This is a genomic window from Gardnerella sp. KA00255, assembly GCF_049244095.1.
Taxonomy (GTDB): domain Bacteria; phylum Actinomycetota; class Actinomycetes; order Actinomycetales; family Bifidobacteriaceae; genus Bifidobacterium; species Bifidobacterium vaginale_F.
In genome coordinates this window covers 134,497-160,995 of the sequence record NZ_CP058374.1, presented here as the reverse complement: position 1 = coordinate 160,995, position 26,499 = coordinate 134,497, and the positions used below count along the sequence as shown (strand labels likewise).

At 38.5% G+C, this 26,499-nt stretch carries 20 protein-coding genes and 3 pseudogenes; 15 read left to right on the top strand and 8 right to left on the bottom strand.

Annotated features, from left to right (window positions below; all coding sequences use genetic code 11):
* Window positions 1-40: 40 nt before the first annotated feature.
* Together ligA and HXT51_RS00635 are read left to right on the top strand one after the other, a co-directional pair.
* Complete coding sequence (gene ligA, locus HXT51_RS00640) at window positions 41-3,037, top strand: NAD-dependent DNA ligase LigA (protein ID WP_421776533.1); 2,997 nt, start codon at window positions 41-43, stop codon at window positions 3,035-3,037.
* Between the two features lie 3 nt (window positions 3,038-3,040).
* Window positions 3,041-4,189 carry an Mrp/NBP35 family ATP-binding protein gene (locus tag HXT51_RS00635; RefSeq protein WP_421776532.1) on the top strand — a complete coding sequence of 383 codons (1,149 nt, stop codon included), beginning with the start codon at window positions 3,041-3,043 and terminating at the stop codon, window positions 4,187-4,189.
* A 120-nt stretch (window positions 4,190-4,309) separates the two neighbouring features.
* On the opposite strand, the gene HXT51_RS00630 is transcribed toward HXT51_RS00635, so the two are convergent.
* The gene (locus HXT51_RS00630) at window positions 4,310-5,680 is read right to left on the bottom strand and encodes a DUF349 domain-containing protein (RefSeq protein WP_103084242.1); all 1,371 of its coding nucleotides are present in this window, start codon (window positions 5,678-5,680) and stop codon (window positions 4,310-4,312) included.
* Between the two features lie 94 nt (window positions 5,681-5,774).
* On the opposite strand from HXT51_RS00630, the gene hisS reads away from it, so the two are divergent.
* The 13 genes and pseudogenes from hisS to HXT51_RS00565 all read left to right on the top strand — a co-directional run bounded on the left by hisS (window position 5,775) and on the right by HXT51_RS00565 (window position 21,370).
* Window positions 5,775-7,175 carry a histidine--tRNA ligase gene (hisS, locus tag HXT51_RS00625; protein ID WP_103084243.1) on the top strand — a complete coding sequence of 467 codons (1,401 nt, stop codon included), beginning with the start codon at window positions 5,775-5,777 and terminating at the stop codon, window positions 7,173-7,175.
* 93 nt (window positions 7,176-7,268) lie between these two features.
* Window positions 7,269-9,065 (top strand): aspartate--tRNA ligase, encoded by a 1,797-nt coding sequence (gene aspS, locus HXT51_RS00620; RefSeq protein WP_415692198.1) that lies wholly within the window; start codon window positions 7,269-7,271, stop codon window positions 9,063-9,065.
* A gap of 221 nt (window positions 9,066-9,286) precedes the next feature.
* Window positions 9,287-10,096, top strand: coding sequence for an amino acid ABC transporter ATP-binding protein (locus tag HXT51_RS00615; protein WP_103084245.1), 810 nt, complete (start codon window positions 9,287-9,289; stop codon window positions 10,094-10,096).
* A 69-nt stretch (window positions 10,097-10,165) separates the two neighbouring features.
* Window positions 10,166-10,999 (top strand): glutamate ABC transporter substrate-binding protein, encoded by an 834-nt coding sequence (locus tag HXT51_RS00610; RefSeq protein ID WP_415691952.1) that lies wholly within the window; start codon window positions 10,166-10,168, stop codon window positions 10,997-10,999.
* Window positions 10,999-11,676 (top strand): amino acid ABC transporter permease, encoded by a 678-nt coding sequence (locus HXT51_RS00605; RefSeq protein ID WP_103084247.1) that lies wholly within the window; start codon window positions 10,999-11,001, stop codon window positions 11,674-11,676. The genes HXT51_RS00610 and HXT51_RS00605 overlap by 1 nt, the downstream gene beginning before the upstream one ends.
* Window positions 11,677-11,692: 16 nt before the next feature.
* Window positions 11,693-12,796 carry an amino acid ABC transporter permease gene (locus tag HXT51_RS00600; RefSeq protein WP_421776531.1) on the top strand — a complete coding sequence of 368 codons (1,104 nt, stop codon included), beginning with the start codon at window positions 11,693-11,695 and terminating at the stop codon, window positions 12,794-12,796.
* Between the two features lie 307 nt (window positions 12,797-13,103).
* On the top strand, window positions 13,104-14,531 hold the full coding sequence (locus HXT51_RS00595) for a UTP--glucose-1-phosphate uridylyltransferase (protein ID WP_421776530.1): 1,428 nt from the start codon (window positions 13,104-13,106) through the stop codon (window positions 14,529-14,531).
* A gap of 451 nt (window positions 14,532-14,982) precedes the next feature.
* A pseudogene (locus HXT51_RS00590) lies at window positions 14,983-15,706 on the top strand (WYL domain-containing protein); the annotation flags it as partial.
* 74 nt (window positions 15,707-15,780) lie between these two features.
* Window positions 15,781-16,920 (top strand): annotated as a pseudogene (locus HXT51_RS00585) (helix-turn-helix transcriptional regulator); the annotation flags it as partial.
* Entirely contained in the window at window positions 16,920-17,288 is a 369-nt protein-coding gene (locus HXT51_RS00580; RefSeq protein WP_421776529.1) for a hypothetical protein, read from the top strand. The pseudogene HXT51_RS00585 and the gene HXT51_RS00580, both read left to right, overlap by 1 nt.
* Before the next feature lie 103 nt (window positions 17,289-17,391).
* Window positions 17,392-20,073 carry a DEAD/DEAH box helicase gene (locus tag HXT51_RS00575; protein WP_421776528.1) on the top strand — a complete coding sequence of 894 codons (2,682 nt, stop codon included), beginning with the start codon at window positions 17,392-17,394 and terminating at the stop codon, window positions 20,071-20,073.
* Window positions 20,074-20,269: 196 nt separating this feature from the next.
* Window positions 20,270-20,617, top strand: coding sequence for an RNA polymerase-binding protein RbpA (locus HXT51_RS00570; protein WP_103084252.1), 348 nt, complete (start codon window positions 20,270-20,272; stop codon window positions 20,615-20,617).
* 45 nt (window positions 20,618-20,662) lie between these two features.
* Window positions 20,663-21,370, top strand: coding sequence for an HAD hydrolase-like protein (locus HXT51_RS00565; RefSeq protein WP_421776527.1), 708 nt, complete (start codon window positions 20,663-20,665; stop codon window positions 21,368-21,370).
* A 329-nt stretch (window positions 21,371-21,699) separates the two neighbouring features.
* Here the strand turns inward: HXT51_RS00565 and HXT51_RS00560 are convergent, their stop codons facing one another.
* The 7 genes and pseudogenes from HXT51_RS00560 to HXT51_RS00530 all read right to left on the bottom strand — a co-directional run bounded on the left by HXT51_RS00560 (window position 21,700) and on the right by HXT51_RS00530 (window position 26,288).
* Window positions 21,700-22,086 carry a hypothetical protein gene (locus HXT51_RS00560; RefSeq protein ID WP_421776526.1) on the bottom strand — a complete coding sequence of 129 codons (387 nt, stop codon included), beginning with the start codon at window positions 22,084-22,086 and terminating at the stop codon, window positions 21,700-21,702.
* Window positions 22,087-22,114: 28 nt separating this feature from the next.
* Window positions 22,115-22,747: a MerR family transcriptional regulator gene (locus HXT51_RS00555; protein WP_415691946.1), complete on the bottom strand. Its 633-nt coding sequence runs from the start codon at window positions 22,745-22,747 to the stop codon at window positions 22,115-22,117.
* Between the two features lie 136 nt (window positions 22,748-22,883).
* Entirely contained in the window at window positions 22,884-23,321 is a 438-nt protein-coding gene (locus HXT51_RS00550; RefSeq protein WP_103084256.1) for an FHA domain-containing protein, read from the bottom strand.
* Between the two features lie 18 nt (window positions 23,322-23,339).
* Window positions 23,340-24,173 carry a DUF881 domain-containing protein gene (locus HXT51_RS00545; protein ID WP_103084257.1) on the bottom strand — a complete coding sequence of 278 codons (834 nt, stop codon included), beginning with the start codon at window positions 24,171-24,173 and terminating at the stop codon, window positions 23,340-23,342.
* Window position 24,174: 1 nt separating this feature from the next.
* Complete coding sequence (locus tag HXT51_RS00540; protein WP_103084258.1) at window positions 24,175-24,507, bottom strand: small basic family protein; 333 nt, start codon at window positions 24,505-24,507, stop codon at window positions 24,175-24,177.
* Window positions 24,508-24,525: 18 nt separating this feature from the next.
* Window positions 24,526-25,476: pseudogene (locus tag HXT51_RS00535) on the bottom strand (DUF881 domain-containing protein); the annotation flags it as partial.
* A gap of 206 nt (window positions 25,477-25,682) precedes the next feature.
* Window positions 25,683-26,288 carry a CDP-alcohol phosphatidyltransferase family protein gene (locus HXT51_RS00530; protein ID WP_103084259.1) on the bottom strand — a complete coding sequence of 202 codons (606 nt, stop codon included), beginning with the start codon at window positions 26,286-26,288 and terminating at the stop codon, window positions 25,683-25,685.
* Window positions 26,289-26,499 lie beyond the last annotated feature (211 nt).

Below are 26,499 nucleotides of genomic sequence, written 5' to 3'. Positions count from 1 at the left end.
TTATTCCACTGTTGGGCGTGGAGTAGCGAAAGGGATAACAATGAGTATAAGCAAAAAAGCTGCAGATAACCAAGACGTGCAACTGTCACTTTTTGATTTTGACAATCAAACTTATGCTCAGAACTCTAATACAAACACAAATACAGTTAATATCACAGACAACGATACAGATGCTAGCTATACAGATGCTAGCTATACGGACAGCAGCAATAGCAATACAGACAGAAACAATTCCATCGAACATACTGAAACTGAACATACTGCACATACTGCACATACTTGGAGTCCGAATATAGATATAAACGAATGGATTTCTAAACTAGAACCAACAGATGCAGATGCGCTCGCATTAGAAAATGTACAGCCATCATTATTAACAACAGAACAAGCCGCTAGACTATGGGCAAAATTAGCAGCATGGACTCAATCTGATCAGATTGCTTACTATGTAGAAGATTCGCCTACAAGCTCAGATGCAGCATACGATGCACGTATGAGAATGTTAAGCACTCTTGAAGCAACATTCCCAACATTAGACACCCCACAATCTCCAACGCACCGCGTGGGTGGAACTTTTTCGAATGATTTCGCTTCTGTAAAACACCCATCTAGAATGATGAGTTTAGATGATGTATTTTCTTTTGATGAATTGAAAGACTGGTATGACAGCGTAATTCGCGATTTAAACTGGCCAGAAAACAAGCCTCTACCTATGACATGTGAAGTTAAAATTGACGGTTTAGCGTTGAATTTAATTTACAGAAATGGAACTCTTGAACAAGGTCTTACTCGAGGGGATGGAGTAACAGGCGAAGATATCTCACTTAACGTAAGAACTATTGACGCTATACCTACACAATTACATGCTGAAAATTCCGATGATATTCCAGAATTTGTGGAAATACGCGGCGAAGTATTTATGACATGGGAAGATTTCCGCAAACTTAACGAAGAACAAGAAAATGCAGAAAAACCACTATTTGCTAACCCAAGAAATGCAGCAGCTGGGTCCTTGCGTCAAAAAGATCCTAGAATTACAGCATCTCGTCATTTAAGCTTTTTTGCACATGGCCTAGGGGAATTGCGCTGGAAAAATTCAACTCGTCACGCAAATAGCGAAACAACATTTAATCAATCTGATGCTTATTCGTTATATAAACAATGGGGTATTCCTGTTTCTCCTTATACTCGCAACGTCAATAATTTTGAACAAATTCAAGATATGATTGATTATTATGGCGAACATCGAGCGAGCGTAATACATGCTTTGGATGGAATTGTTATTAAAGTAGACGATCGCGCTTTACAACGTAAACTTGGAGCAACTTCGCGAGCGCCAAGATGGGCTATTGCATATAAATACCCGCCTGAGGAAGTGAATACGCTTCTTAAAGATATTGTTGTACAAGTTGGAAGAACTGGAAGAGTAACTCCTGTAGCAATACTCGAACCGGTAACAGTGGCAGGATCTACTATTTCTCGTACAACTTTGCACAATGCGTATGAAGTTGAGCACAAGGGCGTTCTTATAGGGGATACCGTCGTCGTGCGTAAAGCTGGAGATGTAATACCAGAACTCGTGGGTCCAGTTCTTGCAGCGCGTAATGGTCATGAAAAAGAATTAAGAAAATTCGTAATGCCGGAATTATGCCCGTCTTGCGGCGCAAAGCTTGCTCCTGCAAAAGAGGGGGATAAAGATATTCGTTGTCCTAATGTTGAAAACTGCCCAGCTCAACTTACTGAGCGAATAATTCACTTGGCTTCTAGACAAGCTTTTGATATTGAGAATTTGGGTGATGCTTCAGCTTTAGCTTTAACCAATCCTGAAGATTCTAGGCCAGCAACTTCAGAGGTTTATATAGAAGATGAGAATATAAAGCGAATTGCTATTCAACGAGGATCTTCTGTTACTCCTACTCTTCCAAAGTCAAGTTGCGATCTTCCTCTTCCTCAGACTCCTGTTTTAACTAGCGAAGCTGATATTTTCAATATTAGTGCTGAAGATTTACGCAATGTTAAAGTTTGGAAGGAAATTCCTCTTGTTGAAGAATGGGAAGAAGTAGGAAAAGACGGAAAATTAAAGAAGAGATCAAAGAAAATTGGCGGATCTGGATTATGGAATCTGGTACCTGCTTTTTGGACTCGTAAACTGGAAGCTAAGCGCGTAGAGCAAAAAACGATATTATCTAGTTCTAGAAATGAATATGAAAATAACTCTACTGATATTTCTGAAAATACTTCTATAGAACAATTTGACCCTAATTATCCTGGATTTGAAGTTCCGCGCGATGCTTTTGTAACCGAAATAAGAGATAAGCAAATACGTCAAGATGGTTGTCTTGTTACGATTGGTGTGCCTTTTTATAAGCGCCCTAGTGAAACTACAAGAAGCATGCTAGAAGAAATATCACAAAAAGGTAAATCTGCAACTTTGTGGAGAGTTCTAGTAGCGCTTTCTATACGCAGACTTGGCCCTCCAACTGCTCGATTAATTGCTGAGCATTTTGGGTCTTTAGATAATATTTCTAATGCTTCTATTGAAGAGCTTACAAATATTAATGGAGTTGGTCCTGAGATTGCTCAAGCTGTTTATGATTGGTTTGAAAAATCTAAGGATCCTAATGATTGGCGAAGTGAAATTTTACGCAATTGGAAAGAAGCTGGCGTAGTCGGTAATCCTGATTCTTCTAATAAGTTTGAACAAACGCTTAGTGGAAAAACTGTTGTTGTTACAGGTTCTTTAGAAGATTTTACTAGAGATTCTGCTAAAGAGGCTATTTCTTCTAGAGGCGGTAAAGCCGCGTCTTCTGTTAGCAAAAATACTTATTGTGTAATCATTGGTGAAAATGCTGGATCAAAGGCAACTAAAGCACAAGAACTCGGCATACCTATGTTAAATGAAAAACAATTTAAGATTTTATTGGAAACAGGTAGCTTAGAAGAAGCATCTCAGGCGGATCTAACACTAGATGAATTTATTGACACTTCGCTTGACAATGTAAATACGAATATAAAAGAAAACGAAATGGAATCTTAATAAATGGAAGATTCAAATCAGCTAGCGACAAAAGTCTACGACCTTCTTGGTAGTGTAATAGATCCGGAGTTAGGGCGTTCAGTAACAGAACTGAATATGGTAACTGGCGTAAGTGTATCTGAAGCGCAATGCGATACTTCAAAGTGCGAAAATTCACAGCCAACATACAATGTTGATATCAATCTTGAACTTACAGTTCCAAACTGTCCTCTAGCGGAAGTTATAACAGAAAGAGTAAAAGAAGCAGTATCTAAATATCCTAAGATTAAACTTATACCGCATATTAGTACTGCAGCTATGAGCGAAGATAAACTTGCAAAACTTGTATCTGATTTAAAAGCTGAACGCAAAGAAAACCCTTTTAATAAATCTGGAAATCATACCCGAGTTTTCGCTATTGCTTCAGGTAAAGGCGGTGTTGGAAAATCTTCTATAACTGCTAATTTAGCTGCGACTTTTGCAGCATTAGGATACGATACTGCCGCGATTGATGCAGATGTTTATGGTTTTTCTTTACCTCGAATGTTTGGGGTCAATTCGCAACCTACAAATTTAAATGGCATGCTTATGCCTGTTGTAGCTTGGGGAGTGAAACTTATTTCTATCGGCATGTTTGCAGGCACAGATCGCGCTATTTTATGGAGAGGACCGCGATTACAACGTTCCTTAGAACAGTTTCTTTCAGATGTTTGGTGGGGGAATCCTGATATTTTACTTCTAGATTTAGCACCAGGAACAGGGGATATGGCTTTAGCTGTTGCTCAATCATTGCCAAATGTTGAAATTATTGTTGTTACAACACCTCAGCCAAGCGCTTCAGATGTAGCAGTTCGCGCTGGTCTTATGGCCTTACAAATTCCTGTTAGCGTTACAGGTGTTGTTGAAAATATGAGTTGGTTTGAAAACAATGGAGAACGCCTAGAAATTTTTGGGTCAGGCGGAGGAAAACGAGTAAGTGAGCAGCTTTGCAAAGCCTTAGATAAGAATATACCTCTTTTAGCGCAAATTCCGTTAGATACGTCAATTCGAGAATTATGTGAAAGCGGTAGGCCTGCAGTACTAACAGAAAAAGGTGAATTAGCAGACACCGAATTAGCTAATACTTTTGTTAAGTTAGCTAATTCCTTAATGAAAGATTCAACTCGTAATTAAGAATATACAAATATGAGGCCACTTGAATTTCAAGCAGCCTCATATTTATTCAGAAAATTTTATAAGATAAAACTAAACCATTACTTAATAGAACTAGCTAATAGTACTTCTTAAAAAGAATTACTTAATAGCGTTAAGCCATTGTTCCTTAGTGGCTTTTTCTGCTTCAAGCTTAGCTTTACGATTCTTATCTGTTTCCTTTGCAATTGCAGCATCAAGCTCATCAAGTTGTGCTTGTAATTGCATAGCAAAGCTAGATTTACGAGCATTAGCTTCAGGATCTTCATCCTTCCACGCAGCCTCTTCAACAGCTTTAATTTTCTTATCTACATCGTTCAAACGAGCTTCAATACGACGCATATCTTCGCGAGGAACGTATCCGATAGCATCCCACTGTTCTTGAATAGCAGACAATTCTTTACGTGCTTGTTTAGCAGCTTCTTCGTTTTCAACAGGAAGCAATGCTTCAGCTTGCTTCAATAATGCTTCCTTCTTAGCAAGATTTTCTTTCTCGCTAGCATTCATTTTTTCACGATCAGCCTGACGAGCATGATAGAAGACATCTGCCGCTTCACGGAACTTGGTCCACAATTCATCATCATGCTGACGACCAGCGTTTCCAGCCTTCTTCCAACGATCCATCAAAGCATTGAACTTCATAGAAGTCTCACGCCAATCGGTAGAATTCTTCAAAGTTTCTGCTTCAGCAATAATTGCTTCCTTGGCATTCTTAGCGCTATCGCGTTCAGTATCGCGCTCTTTAACCCATGCATTACGTGCTTGAGTAAATGTTGAACGAGCCTTGGAGAATCTCTGCCACAAAGCATCTGCATCCGCTTTATTCAAATGAATGCTATTGCGCTGATGCTGCTGCCACTTGTCGAAAAGCGAGCGCAGTTTATCTCCTAGAGAACGCCAATTAGTTGAATCACTCATATTTGCAACTAAGGATTCAGCTTGCTCTACAATCGCAGTACGTTCTTTTAATGCTTTGTCAATAGCATCTTTACGAGCTTTAGCAAGTTCTTCTTTCTTTGATTCACCACGAGATTTGAGTTCGGCGTGTCGCGCACGTAAAGCAGCGATATCACCAACAACTGCTGGCTCAGCTAATTCAGCTTCCAAAGTGTTAACTGATTCATCAATTTCTTTAGGTTTTACGTTAGTAGATTCGAGCCTTTTTTCAAAAAGATCCAGCTTTATCTTCAAATCTAGATAGCGGTGTACGTAGAAAGTAAGAGCATCTTCTGGAGTTCCAGTTGAATACTGTCCTACTTCGCGTTCAGCGTCACCTTCTCGCACGTAAACAGTGCCATTTTCGTCAACTCTACCAAATTTTTCAGCGCTTTTTACATCTTCCTCGCTGTATGAAACAGTAGGGGCTTGGGCAATAACGCGGGTCTTATGAGCAAAGTTTGCAGGCGACGGCGCATGCGGCTTTGGTGTAGCGTTGACTTGGGTATTTTCTTCTGGTTTAGTCTGTTCGGTCACGGGACGACTCCTTACAGCATATGCACGGTAACAGTATTACGAATAGTATAACTTTTGGCCATAATTTTCCGTAACATAACCTATTATAGTGTGCATGGTACAAGGCTCATCAATATCTGGTTTTCCTGAATGGCTTCCTAGTGAGCGCGCTGTAGAACAGCGTGTCATCGATACACTTCGAGAAGTTTTTGAACTCAACGGCTTCATAGGCATTGAAACTCGTGCTGTTGAACAGGGTTCGAGTCTTTTAAAAAAAGGTGAAACTAGCAAAGAAATTTACTTATTATCAAGGTTGCAAGAAGTAGGTCAAGAATCCGACACTCCAGTAGAAGATCGTATCGGTTTACACTTTGATTTAACTGTTCCTTTAAGTCGATATGTTGTTGAACACACGGGTGATTTAGCGTTCCCATTCAAGCGTTGGCAAATGCAAAAAGTTTGGAGAGGAGAGCGCCCTCAAGAAGGTCGTTTCCGTGAGTTTGTTCAAGCTGATATTGACGTTGTAGGAAATGGCGAATTGCCTTCACACTACGAAGTTGAGCTTCCTCTTGTTATGGTTGAAGCTCTTGAACGTTTAAGAGAGTTTGGTTTACCAAAAGCTACCGTTCACGCCAATAATCGTAAGCTTTCTGAAGGTTTTTATCGCGGTATTGGCTTAAGCGATATTGAGGGAGTTCTTCGAGAAATCGATAAGCTTGACAAAATTGGCGCTGAAGAAGTTGCTAAGCTTTTGGTAAAAGAGTGCGGCGCTACAGCTTCTCAAGCTGCTGCATGCTTAGAATTGGCTGAGCTTACCGCCGAAACAGGAGATGAGTTGAAGTCTCGTTTCGACGGATTATGCGACAAGCATAATATTTCTCGAAATGAAGATAACGAATCGTACGCTTTAGCTTCACAAGGTGTTGAAACTCTTGCGATGATTGTCGATGAAGCTGCACGTATTCGCCCAGGCGCTGTTGTTGCTGATTTGAAGATTGCTCGTGGACTTGACTACTACACTGGCTCTGTCTACGAAACTTTCCTTGACAACGCAGAATCTCTTGGATCAATTTGCTCTGGCGGCCGCTACGATAATTTAGTTTCACAGGGTAAGAAGAAGTATCCGGGCGTAGGACTTTCAATAGGCATGTCTCGACTGCTTTCTTATATGCTTCATACAGCAGGCACTACAGTTTCTCGAGTTTCTCCTGCTGCAGTACTTGTTGCAGTTTGGAATGAGGAGGATCGTCCTGCGTGCAATGCTATCGCTAGAACTTTGCGAGAACGTGGTATTGCAACCGATGTTGCTCCTAGTGCAGCAAAGCTTGGTAAGCAGATAAAATATGCTGACAAGCTCGGCATTCCTTATGTATGGTTCCCTGCAGATAGCACTGAATCAGAATCATCTCATGATGAAGTAAAAAATATTATTACTGGCGAGCAGGAAACAGCGGATGCCACGTCTTGGCAACCGGATACTGTTTATGCCCGGCAGACAGTTTCTTGCGCTAAATAATATTCTTGCAAATTTGCTTGAATGTTGCGCGCAAAATCATGTCAATAGAAACAAATGAATATATCAATATTAGATTGTAGAGGAAGTGGACTTATGAGCCAGACGGCGTATCGCACACATCATGCCGTTGAAGTGACTGAAGAATTAGTCGGGCAAAAAGTAACCATCGCTGGTTGGGTTGATCGTCGCCGTGATCATGGTGGCGTTGCATTTGTCGATGTTCGTGATAACACAGGTTTAGTTCAGGTTGTTATTTACGATGAAGAAACTGCACGACCATTGCGTAGCGAATTCGTTGTACAAGTAACCGGCGAAGTTCGCTTGCGTCCAGATGGCAATGAAAACGATCATTTAGCTACTGGAAAGATTGAGATTGTTGCAGACACTGTTACTATTCTCGCAAAATCAGACGCTTTGCCATTCCAAGTTTCAACTGCTTTGGAAAACGAGTCCGAAAACAAGCTACCAAGCGAAGATGTTCGTTTGAAGTATCGCTATCTTGATTTGCGTCGCCCATCTATGCAACGCAATTTGAAGCTTCGCTCTGATATGGCTAAGGCTGCTCGTCACGCTTTGGAAGACATGGACTTTACTGAAGTTGAAACACCAACATTTATTAAGTCCACTCCAGAAGGCGCTCGCGACTTTGTTGTTCCAGCTCGCTTGGTTCCAGGCTCTTGGTACGCACTTCCACAGTCTCCTCAGCTTCTAAAGCAGTTGCTCATGGTTTCTGGTGTTGAACGTTATTATCAGCTTGCTCGTTGCTATCGCGATGAAGACTTCCGTGCTGATCGTCAGCCTGAGTTCACTCAGCTTGATATGGAAATGAGCTTTGCAAGCCAAGAAGATGTTATGGCTATGGCAGAGCGCGTTATCGCTGCTATTTGGAAGGAAGCCGGTCACGAAATTACTCTTCCTTTGCCTCGTATTACTTGGCAGGAAGCAATGGATAAGTATGGTTCCGACAAGCCAGATTTGCGTTTTGGAAACCCACTTGTTGAATTAACTGACTTCTTTAAGAACACTCCATTCCGCGTGTTCCAGGCTTCATACGTTGGCGCTGTGCTGTTTAAGGGCGGTGCAGATACGCCTCGTCGCCAGTTTGACGCATGGCAGGATTGGGCTAAGCAGCGTGGAGCTAAGGGATTGGCTTACGTTGTCTTTGGTGAAGATGGCGAGTTAAAGGGTCCTGTTGCTAAGAATCTTAGCGAAGAAGAGCGCGCAGGTCTTAAGGAAGCCGTTGGAGCAGAAGATGGCGATGCAGTGTTCTTCGCAGCAGGCTCCCGCGAGTCTTCGCAGCTTTTGCTCGGCGCTGTTCGTGTAGAGCTTGCTAGCCGCGCAGGATTACTTCACCCAGATGAGTTTGCTTTCACTTGGGTTGTTGACTTCCCACTGTTCAAGCGCACTGATGATCCAGATGATGACGACGTTGCTGTTGGCCACTCAAAGTGGACTTCTATGCACCATCCGTTTACAATGCCATCTGCTGATTGGATTGATAAGTTTGATCAAGATCCAGAGCATGCTATGAGCGATTCTTACGATATCGTGTGCAACGGTAACGAAATGGGCGGTGGATCCGTTCGTATTCACCGCGACGATATTCAGGATCGTGTGCTTAACGTTCTTGGAATCGATAAGGCTGAGGCTGACGAAAAGTTCGGCTTCCTGCTTGAAGCTTTCAAGTATGGTGCTCCACCTCACGCTGGTATTGCTTTGGGCTGGGATCGTACTGCTGCAATTTTGGCAGGCGCAAGCTCGATTCGCGACGTAATCGCATTCCCTAAGGCTGGCGGCGGACGCGACCCTCTAACTGGCGCTCCTGCTCCAATTTCTGACGAGCAGCGTGCTGAAACTGGCGTTGATTACGATCCAGATGAAGACGAGTAAAGTTAAAAAATAAAAAATACTAAAAACGTGTAATATATAAATAAATTTTATTGTTTGAATTACATTTTCATACAATAATCAATATATGTTACGAAAATATATGCCGTTGATAACGAGAAACGCCAATTCTTCGATATCGGCGGCATTTTTGTAACTTAAGAGTTACAAAAAGTAACTATGTTGACAACTACGCGTAACACAAATCTATTAAAATTTTCGCTATGAACAAACAAGAATCAACACAAAAAAATATTTCAGAAGATGTTTATACAAGTTCTGATAGTGAACAATCAGAACAGCCTCTAGTTGAATTAAGCCATGTTGAAAAACATTTTGGCAAGCTTCACGTTCTTAAAGACATAAATCTTACTGTTAATAAAGGTGAAGTTTTGGTAATAGTAGGTCCTTCTGGATCAGGAAAATCTACTATGTGCCGCACTATAAATCGCCTTGAAACCATTGACTCCGGAGATATACGAATCGACGGGAAACCGCTTCCACAAGAAGGAAAAGAGCTTACAGCTTTGCGAGCCGAAGTTGGCATGGTATTCCAATCTTTTAATCTTTTTGCAAATAAAACAATCTTAGAAAATGTAACTCTTGCTCCTATGAAAGTACGCCATATGGATCAGCAAAGCGCTGAATCTCTCGCAATGGAATTGCTTTCACGAGTTGGAGTAGACAATCAAGCAAATAAAATGCCTTCACAACTTTCTGGCGGACAGCAACAACGCGTAGCTATAGCTAGAGCGCTTGCAATGCAACCAAAAGTTATGCTTTTTGACGAACCAACTTCAGCATTAGATCCAGAAATGGTTAACGAAGTTCTTGACGTTATGGTCGAACTAGCTAAAGAAGGAATGACAATGATCTGCGTAACTCACGAGATGGGCTTCGCACGCAAAGCTGCAGATCAAATAGTGTTCATGGCAGATGGAAGAATACTAGAAAAATCTACTCCTGAAGAATTCTTCGAACATCCAAAAACTGATCGCGCAAAAGATTTCCTTTCCAAGATTCTTACGCATTAATCTGCTTTTTGTTTTATCTTTCAGTAAAAATCCTGAAACTTTAAAACAGTTCTTATGAAGGGAAAAGATATGAAAATATTACAAAATCGCATTTTTCGTGCGATACTAGCAATGCTTTGTACCATATGTTGCGTTATGCCACTTACAGCATGCGATCGTAGCGATGGTAAAAAAGTCATACGGATCGGTATCAAATTCGATCAGCCTGGCATAGGTTTTAAAAAAGCTGGAACTTATGTTGGATTCGACGTCGATGTTGCAAAGTATGTTGCTAAAAAGCTTGGATATTCTGAAGATCAGATTGTGTGGAAAGAAGCACCTTCTAAGCAACGAGAAGCAATGCTACAAAATGGCGATGTTGATATGATTGTTGCTTCGTATTCCATTACGGATGCTCGTAAAAAAATGGTGACATTTGCAGGACCATATTTTGTTGCTGGTCAGGATTTACTAGTTCGAAAAGATGAGCATAAAGTAAGCGGTCCAAATGATTTGGACGGAAAGCGTTTATGCTCGGTAACAGGCTCAACGTCTGCAATTGCTATCAAAGAGCGTTACTCTTCAAAAGTACAGCTTATGCAACAGCCTGGTTATGCAGAATGTGCAACTGCATTATTCTCAGGAATTGTGGATGCGGTAACAACAGACGATATTATTCTTGCTGGTTTAGCAACTGCTTCTCGAGGTCGTTTAAAGCTTGTAAACAAGCCATTTACCGAAGAACATTACGGCATTGGGATTAAAAAAGGCAATAAGAAACTAGCTAAACGCATTAATGAAGCACTAAAAGACATGATTAAAAATGGATCATGGAAACGAGCTTTAGATGATAATTTGCGCGGAACTGGTTTTAAGCCAAACGCAACTTATAATCCACCTATTCCTAAGGAAGGTGAGGAGTAATGCAAGATTTTATTCAACTTTTTTCATCATATAACGTTCCTGGTGCCTTCCTCGTTAATATAGAAATAACACTGTGGAGCATACTATTTTCTACAATTCTCGGCATCATATTAGTTGTTATGAGAATAAGTCCTATTGCGTCATTACGTCTTATTTCAACTATTTATGTAGAATTTTTCAAAAATATGCCTTTAACGATAATCATGGTTTCTATGGTTCTAGGCGTGTATGCTCAATTAAAAATTGGCTTCTCGCCAATATTTGATGTGAATTTCTTCTGGCTCGCTATCACAGGATTATCGCTTTACACCGCAGCATTTGTCTGTGAATCTTTACGCTCAGGCCTTAATACTGTTCCTGTTGGGCAAGCGGAAGCGTGCAGAGCATTAGGATTAAATTTCTTCCAATCTGCAACGCAAGTAATTCTTCCACAGACTTTTTGTGGATCTGTTGCGCCTTTAGGAAATACATTTATTGCATTGCTGAAAAATTCCACAGTTGCGGCAGCCGCGTCCGTTGCTACTGAAACTTCAACAATGATGAGCGAAATGATTGAAAAACACGCAGATTTAATCATACCTATATTCCTCATTTTCGCTTTTGGATACGTTATTTTAATTATCCCGATCGGAATTCTCACAACGTATCTTTCAAACAAATTGGCAGTACGAAGGTAAAAAGAAGGTGAATATTATGTCTAATAAAGAACAGTCACTTTTATTTGATACTCCGGGTCCAAAAGCTTTAAAAAAGATACGCATAGCTAACATTGTTGCAGGAATAATATTCGCATTATTTATTGTTGCGATTCTTATGCGCTTAGCTAATCCGCCACAGGGAGAAAATCAATTATCCTGGGAACTTTGGAAACCAGCAATAGAATATGAAGCATGGGTTGATTTCTATCTTCCTGGATTATGGATGACTCTAAAAGCATCATTACTTGCAATAGTTGGATCTATAATCTTTGGATTATTCTTCGGATTATGTAGGTTACTACCGAATATAGTTATACGAGGAATATCGTCGATTATCGTAGAATTTTGTAGAGCTGTTCCAGTTTTATTGCTTATGATTTTCTTATGGAGAGGATTTGCTTTTTCTGGAATAAAAAACGCATCATACTGGGCTGTAGTTCTTGCTTTAATCTTGTACAACGGTTCTGTTGTTGCTGAGCTTGTTCGTGCAGGAGTTGGCAACTTGCCAAATGGACAGCGCGAAGCATCTCTTGCTCTTGGATTAAGCCACTATCAATCCTTAACTCAAATAGAAATGCCACAGGCTGTTATAGCTATGATGCCTGCAGCTGTAACTCAAATTGTTGTTGTGTTAAAGGATACAGCTCTGGGCTCAATCATCATGTACACTGACTTGCTACAAGAATCAAGACGATTGGGTTCAATGTATTTTAACATTTTGCAAACTCTTTTCGTTGCATCAATAGTGTACTTCTTCATATGCTGGGTACTTTCGTGGTTTGCACAATGGCTTCCAGAACACGTTAAGAACCGTACTGCAGCTCCAACAGAGCCTGAACCTGTTGCACCTATCGCAATTATGGATCCTTCTAACGTTAATCAGATTGCTGTTGCTAAAGAAGTTGAAGAACTACCTCATGGTGGTACTCCACGCCGTTATCACGTACATCATCGCGGTACTAATGCTTCGATTCATCATTGGCGCCAAACTCGCTACTTGCAAGGCTACGATGAGCATCATAACGGGCTTCAAAATGAAGAAAACAAAGAAAACGAAGAAGGTGAAGAAACCAACTATTCAAGTCATAGTAGCGAATGATTATGCTAATAGTGATTTGTTACTGATTGCACCTAATAGATGAGTATTGGTATAATAACCTCATATTAATAAGTGAATTATCTTGAGTTTAAATTTTAATAGCATATTTGAATTCAAGCTAGTTACACTGATGCCAATAAAATCTATTTTGGTTTGAAATGTCGTTAATGCGTCAACGGAGACGTGTTAACGGCATTTCATTTATTTGCAATACTCTTAAATTGGGAAAATTAATCCGAGTATTTGCGTCACTTTGTGCAAATAGATAGACTGATATGTAAAAGTGTGTAAATAGGAGGCTAATAATATGGATGAAGCGTTCGAATTGTCTGCCGCAAAGATGCGTAAACAGGGCATGAGTGACACAGCAATAGCACAATTTTCACACTTATACGATATTTGGAATAACAATAAAGCAGGATCTTTTATTCGTGAACATGATGTCGAGCCAATAAAAACTGTTCCAAGTTTTCATGAAATTTATGAAACTATAGATCACGATAAAGCAGTTAAAGCTTTTGCAAAAACAGCTTTTATAAAACTTAATGGCGGTTTAGGCACTTCAATGGGATTGTCGTGCGCGAAATCTTTACTACCGGTTCGCAGGCATAAAGCTCGCCAAATGCGTTTTATAGATATCATAATCGGACAGGTTCTTACGGCTCGCCAACGCTTAGGCGTCGAATTGCCTCTTATTCTTATGAATTCTTTCCGAACTTCTAAAGACACTTTGCAAGTTTTAAAGCGCAATCGAAAATTTGTACAAAACGAAATTCCGGTAGAAATTATTCAGCATCAAGAGCCTAAGATTCTAGCCGAAACGGGGGAGCCTGTTTCCTATCCTGAAGATCCTACTTTAGAATGGTGCCCTCCTGGACACGGTGATTTATATTCAACTCTTTGGGAATCGGGCATATTAGATATATTGTCTGATCACGGTTTTTCGTATTTGTTTATATCAAATTCAGATAACTTAGGTGCTCGTCCATCTAGGACTCTTGCACAATATTTTGAAAACACTCATGCGCCTTTTATGATCGAGGTTGCCAAACGCACTCAAGCAGATAGAAAAGGCGGACATATTGTTCGAGATGCTGAAACCGGACGCATGCTTTTGAGAGAAATGAGCCAAGTGCATCCTGAAGATCGTAGATCTGCTCAAAGCATAAATAAGCATCCGTATTTTAATACGAATAATATTTGGATTCGAATAGATGCTTTGAAAAAACTGCTTAAAAAATATGATGGCGTTTTACCTTTACCAGTTATTTGCAACAATAAAACTGTAGACCCTACTAATCTGGAAAGTCCTAAAGTTGTACAACTTGAAACAGCTATGGGAGCAGCCGTATCACTTTTTGACGAAGCAATTTGTGTAGAAGTTGATCGAATGCGATTCTTACCGGTTAAAACTACAAACGATTTGTTTATTATGCGCTCTGATCGTTTCCATTTAACCGATTCTTATGAAATGGAAGATGGCAATTACATATTTCCTGATATTGATTTAGATCCAAGATATTATCGCAATATTAATGATTTCAACGAAAGATTCCCATACTCTGTTCCTGCATTAGCTGCAGCTAAATCGGTTACCATAAAGGGAGATTGGACCTTTGGCAATCAAGTTTCAATGTTTGCTGACGCTGTTTTAGAAGATACAGGAGAGCCAAGCTATGTACCTAACGGAGAATTCGTAGGTCCTCAAGGAATTGAACCTGATTCATGGGTATAATTCATATTTAAATATTTAATTTTTATTCGCAAATTGTAGGCATAACTTATAAAAGCTATGCCTATTTTTATATGTAAAATAGGTGAAATATTATATATTTTTTCGATTTAACCATATTAAAACGTAAAAATACTATAAAAACCAGCATAAAAATTACAACAAACAGCAAATATTAAGAAAAATCTTAACAAAATACAGTTTTTAGCTATTAAACAATATATGGGCGTGTCGCGTAAAATTGGCTTAATATCAACGTTTTTGGCGTGTACATTAAAAAATATAGAAGAAAAATATAATGTTTTTCTAAAAATGTCCACACGTATGAGAAAACACCATTAAAATAGAAAAGGCATGCTTGTAAGTAGAAGTACAAAAGCTTCAAACAAACGCTGTTATTAATAGCGTTAATAGCATGAAAGAAAATACACCAAGCAACGATACGTGAGGAATAATGGCAGAAGGAACTAACGGAAGGCGACGTTTTTCCGATAAATGGGGCAAGCATGAATTAGATGTGCTCGCTGTATTATCTTCCGCATTCCCGCAATGGTTAACTTCAAGGCAAATAGCACAACGAGTTAAAGCATATGCCGATTCTTATGGGGAGCTTGCAGATCAAGCAGCTAAAGCAGCCTTTGCAAAACAGTTCCAAAGAGATCGCGCAAAACTTGCGGCTATGGGAATTGCAATCGAATCGCGTCAACCAGAATATTCTTCAAAGTCTGAAGGACAGGACTTCGCTTCATATCGTCTACAGCTTGGCGATGAACCTAGAGTTCGTTTACGCTTTAAGCAAGATGAACTTGCAGTGCTTGCCGCAGCTAATTATTTAGCACGTTCTATGTCGATTTCGTCTTCTGAATCCAACCATCACGAGCAGCCACATACATCTAGAACAGCTCCACGCGTTCCACAGGCTCCTGTTCCAGGATTAGGATTAGATTCTATTGCTCCAGGATTAGGTACTCAAGTTATTCCTGATGACTTGGTAAAAGTTATTGATTCACGTCGCTTCGCTGCAACTGTTGACGTTGATGGCGAACATTTGAATGTTGCATATACAGATTCAGATGATTTAGCTATGTTCGTGCTTGAACATCCTGGTTCTTCAATTGTAAGTCCTAAAGAAGCAGTTGATGCTTTCCATCGTAGACTTCATGCCGCTACTCAATTTGAATCTTGCGATGATAATTCTCCTTATGCTCAGGAAAATACTGATGAAGGAGAAAATGCAGATAATCTACCTGTAGATCCTGAGAACGATAAGCCACATCAAAAGAAAGGCACTTCATTCCAAACAGGAAGTGAAGTTGACCGTAGATTGCGTTTAATGCTATTCCTCTCAGCTCATTTAGGCGAGGAATTCCCGCTGAACGAACTTGCTGTTCGCTTTATTGGAAACCCTAAGAATGAAGATGAGTTGCGTCGATTTGTTGCCATTCTACAAAAGGATGTGAGCACTCTTCTTACAGTTTCTGATGACGGAGAAATGGCTGGAAGTCAATTCTTTGAGATTGACTGGTCTTTGCTTGAATCCGAAGGCATTGTTTCAGCAACAAATTCTTTGGGTCTTGAACGTTTAGCAGGAATTTCACAGCAATATATGAGTATGCTAACTGCATCTGTAAATTATCTTGCACACTCACCATTGCTTCCTGATGCTCAGCGTCAACAAGCAGAATCCTTATATATGCGTTTGCGCAAGCATGTTCGTCCTGGTGAAACACCATGGCTAAGCTTAACTGGATATGAGATAGAGCCTCGCAATTGCTCTATCGTTAGAAGCGCAATTGCATCTCATTCTTTGCTTGATATGGAATACACAGATGGCGCTGGTAGGACTCGTCGTAAAGTAGTAGCACCTTCTAAAGTTTATGTTGATGAAGGCGTTTATTACGTTGCTGTTTGGACCGATGTAGAAAAGCAGACGCCTGAAGATAAGCGATCTTTGGTTGCTAAAGATACTTCAATTAACAAGGCAAACGGTTTGCCAAGAATTTGGCAAGTACTTCGAGTAGCAAGAATTGAACGCGCAGAAGTTATTAAGCCATTGTCTGAAGTTACAATACCTGATGTTCCTGTTAGTGAGTTACGAACCTGGAGTTTCGACAATGGAACAGAAACTTCATTTATAACTGACGAAACAGATTTGAACTTTGTAAAGAATCTTTCAGGAGCGCGTGTAGAACCATATGGAAATGGATTGAAAATACACTTAAACGTGTCTTCAGATTCTTGGTTTGTAGCATTCTGCATTGCACATGCGCGCCATATTAAAGCTGTTGCACCAGAAACATTGCGCACAATGATTCTTGCTCGTACAGAGCGCGAATTAAGTATTGAACAGGGCGGTGTAGAGCATTCTGAAGATAGTTCGGAGGTGCGCTAATGCCTTGGTGGATTTGGCTGATTCTTGTTTTATTCTTCCTTATTATGCTTTGCGCAGGATTGCTTTATGTTGCGTGGAGATTTAATGAAGATTTTACTGTTGTAGCTGAAACAGCGGATAAGCTTTCTGCTATTTATGAAGCAGCAGAAAATGACGAACCAGAACCTAGGGACGATAGGCCATTCTTCACGCGTCCTATTGTTGACGCGGCTCGACGTTATGAAGCTGTTTATCAAAGAGTTCTTATAAAAGAAGAACGTAAAAATGAGCGTCGCCAAGCAACTTGGAAGCGTTGGGGCGAAAAATCTTTGCGCGAAGAAGATCTTAACGCTGAGAAATTAGCAAATTCTAATAAATCATCTGATTAGTAATTAAAAGAAGATTGAATATGGCTAGTCATTAATACTTATGGTGGCTAGCCATATTTAAGTTAAAAATAAATACAATAGTAAGAAAGCTGCACTTGTTATAATGAACAATTCTTCATCTCATAAACATAAAGAAACAAGTGATACTTCAAACTCCTACAGCGATAATCTTTCACCAGCACAGAGATACGCGTCTTTCCGTAAAAATCAAGAATATAAGCAAACAATGGCATCCAAATTCGAAAAAACTTTGCCATTTGAACTTGACGATTTTCAAAAAGAAGCTAATAACGCATTAGAAAAAGGCGACAATGTATTAGTTGCAGCGCCAACTGGAGCTGGAAAAACTGTTATAGCAGATTTTGCTGTTTTTCTTGCTGCAAATAAAGGAGTAAAAGCATTTTACACTACTCCTATAAAAGCTTTAAGTAACCAAAAGTATCATGATTTATGCGAAATTTATGGTTCAGATCATGTAGGTTTACTCACAGGAGACACATCTGTTAATCCTGAAGCAGATATAGTAGTTATGACTACTGAAGTGTTGCGAAATATGCTTTATGAGCGTTCTATTACATTACAATCTTTAGGATATGTAATTCTAGACGAAATTCACTTCCTAGCAGATAAATTCAGGGGAGCAGTATGGGAAGAAGTAATAATTCATCTTCCTAAATACGTTACTATTATCGGTCTTTCAGCTACTGTTTCTAACGTAGAAGATTTTTCAGCATGGATAACTTCAGTTCGCGGAAAAACTCATTTAATTGTTGACGAGCATAGACCAGTACCATTAGAACGACACGTAATTATTCAAGAAGATTACGAAACAGAGCCTGAAATATTAGATCTTTATGACACTAAAAAAGGCGACAATAGGCGAGTGAACCCTGCCCTAACTAGAACGCTTTCACAATGGGAAGATCGCGCTATAAGAAGAAGAATGTCTTTTGACAAAAGAGCAGGAAAACGTTTTAGCGCGCGCAAAAAATCTCATATAACATTAAAAGAAAATGGACGCGTAAATCACAAGCTAAAAAAATCTGAGGATAAATTATCAGCCTGCCGTTATACGCCTCGCAGATGGGCTGTTATTGACGAATTAGACTATTGCGGCATGCTTCCCGGTATTTATTTTATCTTTTCTAGATCAGGATGCGATCAAGCTGTGCAACAATGCTTAAACGCAGGCTTAGTTCTTACAAGCGACGAAGAAATGTATGAAATACGAAGAATCGTTGATTCAATAGTCGCAAATCAGCTAACTAAATCAGATCTACACGCATTAAATTTTGAGCGTTTCCGTTACGCTTTAGAACAAGGTTTTGCGCCACATCATGCCGGAATGATTGCATTATTCAGACATATTGTTGAAACATTATTCGAAAAAGGTCTTATAAAAGTAGTTTTTGCAACTGAAACTCTTGCTCTAGGTTTAAATATGCCAGCTAGAAGTGTTGTTGTAGAAAAACTCGTAAAATTCGACGGAACTGGTCATGTTCCTTTAACGCCTGGAGAATTCACTCAATTAACTGGACGAGCAGGACGACGCGGTATCGACACTATAGGACACGCTGTTTTAGTGGATCACTCAGATTTTGACCCTAACCAAGCAGCAGCGCTATCAAGTAAACGAGTATACCCATTACATTCAAGCTTTGTTCCTACATTTAATATGGCTGTTAACTTATTAAATAACAGCGATGTTAATACTGCTAGAGCTACTTTAGACGCGTCTTTTGCACAATGGGAAGCAAATTCTTCAGCTCAAAAACTACACTCTAGAATAAAAGAGTTAACAGAAGCTCTTCAAGCTTACGAAGATGCCTTCCACTGTGAAAACGGTGATTTTGCTGAGTTTATGAATCTTCGAATGAAACTTAAATATGCTCAACATGATCAGCGTAAAAAACTTAAGCACACTTTCTTTGCAAACGATTCTGAACGATCTCTTGCATTTAAAGAGTTAGATAATACTATTGCTAAGCTTCGCGAAGAAGAACGATCACACCCATGCGCTGGATGTAAAGACATACAAGATCATTTAAGATGGGGATACCATTGGGCACGCGAAAAGAAAGAATTAGATCAAGTTAAAGAACGATATGAATCTAGAACTGGATCTGTAGCTCGCTGCTTTGATCATATTTGTGAAGTACTTTACTCACTGGATTATTTATCCGTAAATAAAAGCCAATCAAAACACTCTGAGCAAAATAAGTCATTTGTAAGTGAAGATAATGCTTATTTGACAGATAAAGGTCAATTATTGCGCAGGCTATACAACGAGCGTGACATCGTATTTTCTGAAGCTATTTGCGAAGGATTGTTTAACGATCTTTCTCCTGTAGAGTTAGCTTCATGCTTATCTTCATTAGTTTATGAATCTAGAGGTATTTCTTATTCAGAACCTAAAAGATATCCAGGCGGATCAGATGGCGCTGTATTTATAACAATAGATAAGCTTAAAGCTTTATTTATGGATATAAATAACTTGTGCGTTAAGTATAAATTGGAACCTTTAAGACCGCTTGAATGCGGAGCAATTGACATGATGTATGACTGGGCTCAGGGCGCAGATTTGTCAATGATTTTGCAAAACAGTGATGTTACTGGAGGCGATTTTGTACGTCAAGCAAAGCGCTTAATCGATATTCTTACACAATTATCATCATCTGAAAGCTATTTAAACGCTATTGGAAACGTTGACTCTTCTTTGGCAAGTAAAGCTAAAAAAGCTGCTAATTTAATAAATAGAGGAGTGGTTGCATATTCTGATTTATGATTTGCATAATTTATATTTTCTGTAATTTGCAGTTTATAATTTGCATTTTCAATACGTATAAAGAATTAACTAAAAAATATTGCTATCAATAAATTGTGGTGTATCGTTGACTTAGATAACTCTGAAACGTAACATTGCACAAGTTCGTCCGAGTGATTCGATAGCTTAAATAGGTATTATGTTTTAAGGAGAAAAAATGGCAGAACGCAGTTTGCGAGGAATGAGTATTGGCGCAAAATCTTTGGAATCAGATGACAACGTTGATTTTGCTGCACGCGTTGACGTTGCTTACGTATGTCCTAAAGGTCATAGAACTATTCTTCCTTTTGCTCAAGGAGCAGATATACCAGAAGAATGGGAATGCCGCTGTGGAAACATTGCTCACAAAGAAGGCGATGAAGATATCCAAGATGACGAATTTAACAAACAATCTCGTACTCACTGGGATATGCTTTTAGAACGTCGTAGCGAAGAAGAACTGAAAACTCTTCTTGAGAAACGCTTGAAAATGCACAAAGAAGGCTGGATTCCAGATTATGAGTGATATTCTACAAAACGACGTTCAAGTACAAGTAATACAGGAAATGCTATGAAAGTCGTCTTGTTAGATTTAGACGGTACTATTACACAATCTCATGAGGGAATTATTGCGTGCGCGAAAAAAGCTATGCAAGAGCTTAACATGCAAATCCCTGATGACGCTGAAATGCATCGTTTTATAGGTCCGTCTATTCTGGAATCTTTCCAAAGAAATCATATGCCTGAAAATTTGCAAACTTTAGGTGTTAATTTATATCGTAAGTATTATTCAGAAGTTCCAACTTTTGATGATCCTAATAATCCGGGCACGCTTATTACAGGCAATTTCTTAAATCGTCTTTACGATGGAATAGAAAATCAGCTTAATATTCTTCGAGATTCAGGCTTTTATCTTGCTATTGCATCTTGTAAACCTGAATATCAAATTATTCCTATAGCAAAACGTTTCAACATCGAAAATATGGTTGATGCAATTTACGGTGCAAGTCGAGATATGTCTCGTATTAAAAAATCGCAAGTTATACGTTATGCATTTAAAAATATAGGATTTAATTATGACTCTGGCGATAGAGCATTAATGGTTGGCGACCGTTGGACTGATGCTGACGGAGCTAAAGAATGCGGCATAGATTGCTTGGGTTGTGGATGGGGTTATGCAGAGCCTGGAGAATTAAATAAGCATGAAGCATATCGTGTTATAGATAACGTAAATGAGTTATCTTCTGCAGTAATTGAATATTTTAATAAGCTGAATTAGTTTACGATTATTAGAGCGATATTATTGCTATTAGAGCGATATTCTTGCTAATAATAAGATTCCGTTTAAGCGTAAATGAAATAATATGTTTTATTATCTGACTGGCCTTAAATAGAAAACTTATTTATATAACCGATAATGTACGTTATGTCAAATTAGATTATTTTAAATACTCCTATATAACACATACGCTTATTACTACCACTCAGAATCCTCTTCCGATTCCAATTCCAAGAATTCCGAGAATTCTGTATTAAAAAAAATATTATTTAAAAATCACATGCACAAAAAACTATAGATAAAAATACTATCTAATTATTTCATTATTTCTATCTGTATCCATTAATAGAATCTTCTTGCTTAGTCGCAATAGATAAATGGACGATTATTACCGTAATACTTAAAATCCAAATCACTATGAAAATAATCCCAGAAACAACAAAAATAAAATCGAACATTTGTGCCATATCTGAGTTAATTGCCACAAATCCTTGCATTATTCGATAAATCATAGAAGAAACCATCGCTATTGGCAGCGCAAAACAATGCAATACAACACTCAGCCAGCTTACTTTTGGAATTAAATCTTCCCTATTAGATTGTTTAAATTTAAATAACGCAACACATGAGCCCAAAAAGCTATATATAAGAAACGCGACTGCAAGAAGCCAAAATACCGCCGGAATAATATATAGAAAAGCGCTCATATAAATCACTAATCACTACACAATACGAAACCATATACTAATCTAGTTGCAGCGGAGTAAAATTCTCAGATTCCAAATCTGATTCAACTCTTTTACAAATCTGACCTACATTAATCGCAAAAACTGCTGAACCTGTTGAAAGCATATCTAAAATATTATTCTTATCAACATCGCATTCTTGAACATTATTGCCATCACAGATAATAGTCATCTTATTAAGACTTTCCTCAGAATGACAATAAAGAAAAAGAATAGCATTAGTTACATTTTGTAAATTTACGCCAGCATCAAGCAATTTCTTTGCAACTGTCATAATTACAATATCTTTAAAAGAATATAACCTTCTAGATCCTGAACCATGAGAAGGTGTAATCGAAGGTTCAATAATGTGCTTTCTAGCCCAATAATCAAGTTGGCGATACGTTATGCCTGCTATTTTCATAGCAACAGTACCGCGATATCCCTTCTCATAATCAACTCCAGCAGAAAAACTAAAAAGTACGCCTTGCACAGCCGAAGAATTATTAGACGTCTTTTTAGAATATTTTCCTCTACTGGAATTTTCTACATCATCGAAATCCCCGTAAATACTGTTAACATTAGAAAAATTAAGAGATTGAGATACTAAATCAACTTTAGAAGACTTTTTATCAGAGCTATTAACACACATAAAAATCCCCCTGTATCTCAAATCTCTTATTCATCGAGAAAAAATCCCAGCCAATTCAAACAAACTTAAATAAAATTTAAACAAAACAATTTAAACTATCATTTAAACTATCATAAGAATTGTTTAAAAAATTATATTAATTCGAAAAAGCGTCAGTTCCAAAGAAAACTAACCTGAATTTTCCAATCATGATTTCGTCGCCATTATGCAAAACAGCTTCGTCAACACGTTCACGATTAACATACGTACCATTCAAGCTTCCTGAATCAGCAATAGTAAAAACATTACCATTCCTGCGGAAAACAGCATGCGCACGAGAAACAGTTGAATCATCTAAAAGAATATCCGCACGAGGATCTCTACCAACAGAAATAACATCTTCATCTAGAAGATACCTAGAACCTGAAACTGCTCCCCTAGTAGAAATCAACAATGCAGTTCCTGGTACCAACTTAGATATCGTATCAAGATCATCTTTCTTCAAAGGACGATCTGCAGTAGATGTAATAGGAATATGTATTGCTGGCATACCAATTATGGTTGTTTCTCCAGCTGTAGGAATCGGTTCTGTCATAATTTTTATTGTACCTTGTTACTCGACTTGTTGAGCAAATTGATATTGTTTTGCAGAGCGTGTCGCGTTAATTTCAACCTCATCAGGCGTCATAACGTGCACCAACGCGCCAAATTTAACTTTTAGCCTAGATCCTACTCCACCTGCAATAGTTACAGCATTTTGCAAATTTTGAGGATCTCCAATCGCCTTAACTATATAAGGCGGATTTATTTGCCTACCATCGCACACTAAACCGTGCTTGGTTTCAGAAATATAACTTGAAGTGATAATACGAATATCGTTAATAGACATCACTTCTACACCAGCATTACGCAATTCTTCAATAAGCTGGAACATCGTAGAAGCATCGATTTTCTCTTTTTCACCGCCAGTAATATGAATTATTATTCCACGACCTGTAGCAGGCAAACGACCTGATAATAATCCATTAGTTTCAGCATTTTGACGAGCAATACGACGAGCTTCTTCCTGCTTATTAACAGAAGCTTTTAAAGACTCTAATTGCCCACTTAATTCACTTTTACGCTGTTCTAGATTCTGTATCTGGGAATTAGTTTCAGTAATAAGCCTAGTTAATTCATCTTCACTCATAGTTTCATATATGGAAGAACTACGATTCACCTGAATCATGTATGCAAAACCCAATAAAGCACACATAAGCATAATGAGAAAGCCTGTAAAAATACGAGCTCTAGTAATATGCGAACTCAGAGAAGGCTTAGCACGCTTTGATACAACAGGAAAAGAACCTGTTTGAGTTCTATCGCTTTCACGATCCTTAGCATGCTGACGATGTAGTTTTCCAACAATATTTTCATCGTTTTGTTTGCGAGAAAAAGAAAAAGACACTTTAACTCCTCAAAATAAAACGTCTAATTGCTGACACATTGGAGAAGATTCGTATGCCAAGCACAACAATCACTGCTGTTTGAAGCTGAGCACCAACACCAAGCTGATTGCCTAATAAAACTAAAAGCGTAGCAGCAATAACATTCGAGAAGAATGATATAACGAAAACTTTATCCGAAAAGTTACGTTCAAAATAAGCTCTTGCAGCGCCAAGCAAAGCATCCAGCGCAGCAACCACCATAATAGGCAAATAAGGCTGAATAACAACAGGAATATCAGGATGAACCACAATACCTATTAGTACGCCCAAAATCAAACCAAGAATCGCTGTCATAATATTTACTCCCTTACTTTTTTGAGCGAACCTAATATCACCAGTACCAGCTACTGGTAATTTTAATTTACTTGAATATGAAATTTGCGGATTAATGCCGGCATTCGTAAGTGATGAATACCATGCTGAATGTTTCTTATCATAAATTTTCGATGCTAAAGTATTAGCATCTCCGATTGCTTCAATAACATATGGGCTCTGCGTTTGATTTACACCTATTAGTATTGCCTGGCCAGCTATACGAATAGAGGTTTGTACACCTAAACGATGGCCATTAACAGCTATAGCTTCAGCACCGCCTTCCCATAACAAAGAAACAAAAGTTTGAATATCCCTATCTGTAATAACGCGCATCCTCGCTCCCATAGATTCCCTAGGAAGAGAGCCCCCAGAAGATCCAGAGCCAGCAGAAATAGGATTTGCTATAGTAATGCTTATTCCTGGACCTTCAACAGGATTTACGCCATTAACCATATCGTCATTTTTCGTAACTTGATTTTCTTCAGGAGTTGTAATTCGTTTCGATTCACGATCAACGCTATTATGCAATTTCGTAACTTCTTTAAGAAGATTATCAAACTTCGTTGTATGGCTAACCAATTCATTTGCCAAAGACGTTCGAATTGCTTTTCTAGTATCAACATGCAATCTACGAACAAATTGAGTTCCAACTGTTCCAACAGCTACGCAAACAATAAAAACAATAATTCGCGTTGCCCACAAGCTAAATCCACTAACTTTTTGCTTATTTAAACGAGCATCCATAAATAAAGGATCTACAGGGCGATTAATTAAATCATCAATAAGTCTTAAAGAATAGTCATCAACATAACGACGTCTATCATGATGCAGAACTAAATGGTTATGAACTTGAGTTGAGTGATGAGTCTTAAGCCCAAAAACAGATTTAGAAAAAGCTGCTCTACGTCGAATCAGCTGAGAGCCATCAGCAGCAGGGAAAGACGGCATCTGATCATCAATGATAGAATCAGACGCTTCAACGTCTTCGGAATTAATCCCATCTTCTTTCATGCTGCTAACGTATTCTCTTTCACTTGCTATTTCTCTTTAATTAAATCTTATTCTATTGTACTCGCTTGTGCATTCACTAAAAATATAAATCCAAATATCTTATTACTAATATTTCTACTAATAATCCATTATTTACTATTTCTTTATTGCTTCTTTATTGCTTTTAGCAACATGCACGCCTGTTTAATATACAAAAATCCTGCATACCAATACAACGAAATACCCCATATTCCACATGCAAGTGCAGCAGCGTGAAGCACGAACATAGACTCAGCAGATACAGTATAAACAATCATTAAAGAAACAATTGAAAGCATAAGAAGTGCTGTACCAGCTTTACCAACAAAATTAACAGGCAAAGGTCCATAATCATATTGAGCAAGAATCACAATAAGCACTGTCATAATAACATCGCGCGCTACAACTAAAGCCAAAGCCCACCAAGGTATTATTTTTGCAAATGCTAAAGCAACAGTACTGCAAATAATTAGTAAACGATCCGCTATAGGATCTAAAATCTGACCAAGCTTACTTACTTGATTAAATTTACGCGCAATATAACCATCTACACAATCAGAAAAAGCGGAAATAGCTAATACAACAAGCGCCACAACCATACTTCTGCACGCAATAAGCCAAGCAAGATAAGGAATAGAGCAAATGCGAAGAAAACTAATAAGATTAGGTACAGTAAAAACCCGATTAAGCGCTTCAGGACTATATTCCTGATTCTCAACAGACTTAACCATAGCACCTTCCTTATTAAAAATCACAACTTGTTGAAATCACAACTGTTATACAAAATGCGAACACAGGAATTATTGCACTTACCAGATTTATATAACCACCGTATAATCACTTTACATTTAAACTTTACATTTAAGATAAAATCCATATTAGATTCATCTTAAATACGTTTTTATAATAACACCTGTTATTGCAAATATATTAAAACTGTCG

Excerpts from the sequence above, each read along its gene's own strand:
- aspS (WP_415692198.1), top strand. The coding sequence starts at position 7,269 with ATGAGCCAGACGGCGTATCGCACACATCATGCCGTTGAAGTGACTGAA.
- HXT51_RS00575 (WP_421776528.1), top strand. The coding sequence starts at position 17,392 with ATGAACAATTCTTCATCTCATAAACATAAAGAAACAAGTGATACTTCA.
- HXT51_RS00600 (WP_421776531.1), top strand. The coding sequence starts at position 11,693 with ATGTCTAATAAAGAACAGTCACTTTTATTTGATACTCCGGGTCCAAAA.
- hisS (WP_103084243.1), top strand. The coding sequence starts at position 5,775 with ATGGTACAAGGCTCATCAATATCTGGTTTTCCTGAATGGCTTCCTAGT.
- HXT51_RS00580 (WP_421776529.1), top strand. The coding sequence starts at position 16,920 with ATGCCTTGGTGGATTTGGCTGATTCTTGTTTTATTCTTCCTTATTATG.
- HXT51_RS00605 (WP_103084247.1), top strand. The coding sequence starts at position 10,999 with ATGCAAGATTTTATTCAACTTTTTTCATCATATAACGTTCCTGGTGCC.
- HXT51_RS00610 (WP_415691952.1), top strand. The coding sequence starts at position 10,166 with ATGAAAATATTACAAAATCGCATTTTTCGTGCGATACTAGCAATGCTT.
- HXT51_RS00570 (WP_103084252.1), top strand. The coding sequence starts at position 20,270 with ATGGCAGAACGCAGTTTGCGAGGAATGAGTATTGGCGCAAAATCTTTG.
- HXT51_RS00565 (WP_421776527.1), top strand. The coding sequence starts at position 20,663 with ATGAAAGTCGTCTTGTTAGATTTAGACGGTACTATTACACAATCTCAT.
- HXT51_RS00615 (WP_103084245.1), top strand. The coding sequence starts at position 9,287 with ATGAACAAACAAGAATCAACACAAAAAAATATTTCAGAAGATGTTTAT.
- HXT51_RS00550 (WP_103084256.1), bottom strand. The coding sequence starts at position 23,321 with ATGACAGAACCGATTCCTACAGCTGGAGAAACAACCATAATTGGTATG.
- HXT51_RS00635 (WP_421776532.1), top strand. The coding sequence starts at position 3,041 with ATGGAAGATTCAAATCAGCTAGCGACAAAAGTCTACGACCTTCTTGGT.
- HXT51_RS00555 (WP_415691946.1), bottom strand. The coding sequence starts at position 22,747 with ATGTGTGTTAATAGCTCTGATAAAAAGTCTTCTAAAGTTGATTTAGTA.
- HXT51_RS00540 (WP_103084258.1), bottom strand. The coding sequence starts at position 24,507 with ATGACAGCGATTCTTGGTTTGATTTTGGGCGTACTAATAGGTATTGTG.
- HXT51_RS00595 (WP_421776530.1), top strand. The coding sequence starts at position 13,104 with ATGGATGAAGCGTTCGAATTGTCTGCCGCAAAGATGCGTAAACAGGGC.
- ligA (WP_421776533.1), top strand. The coding sequence starts at position 41 with ATGAGTATAAGCAAAAAAGCTGCAGATAACCAAGACGTGCAACTGTCA.
- HXT51_RS00530 (WP_103084259.1), bottom strand. The coding sequence starts at position 26,288 with ATGGTTAAGTCTGTTGAGAATCAGGAATATAGTCCTGAAGCGCTTAAT.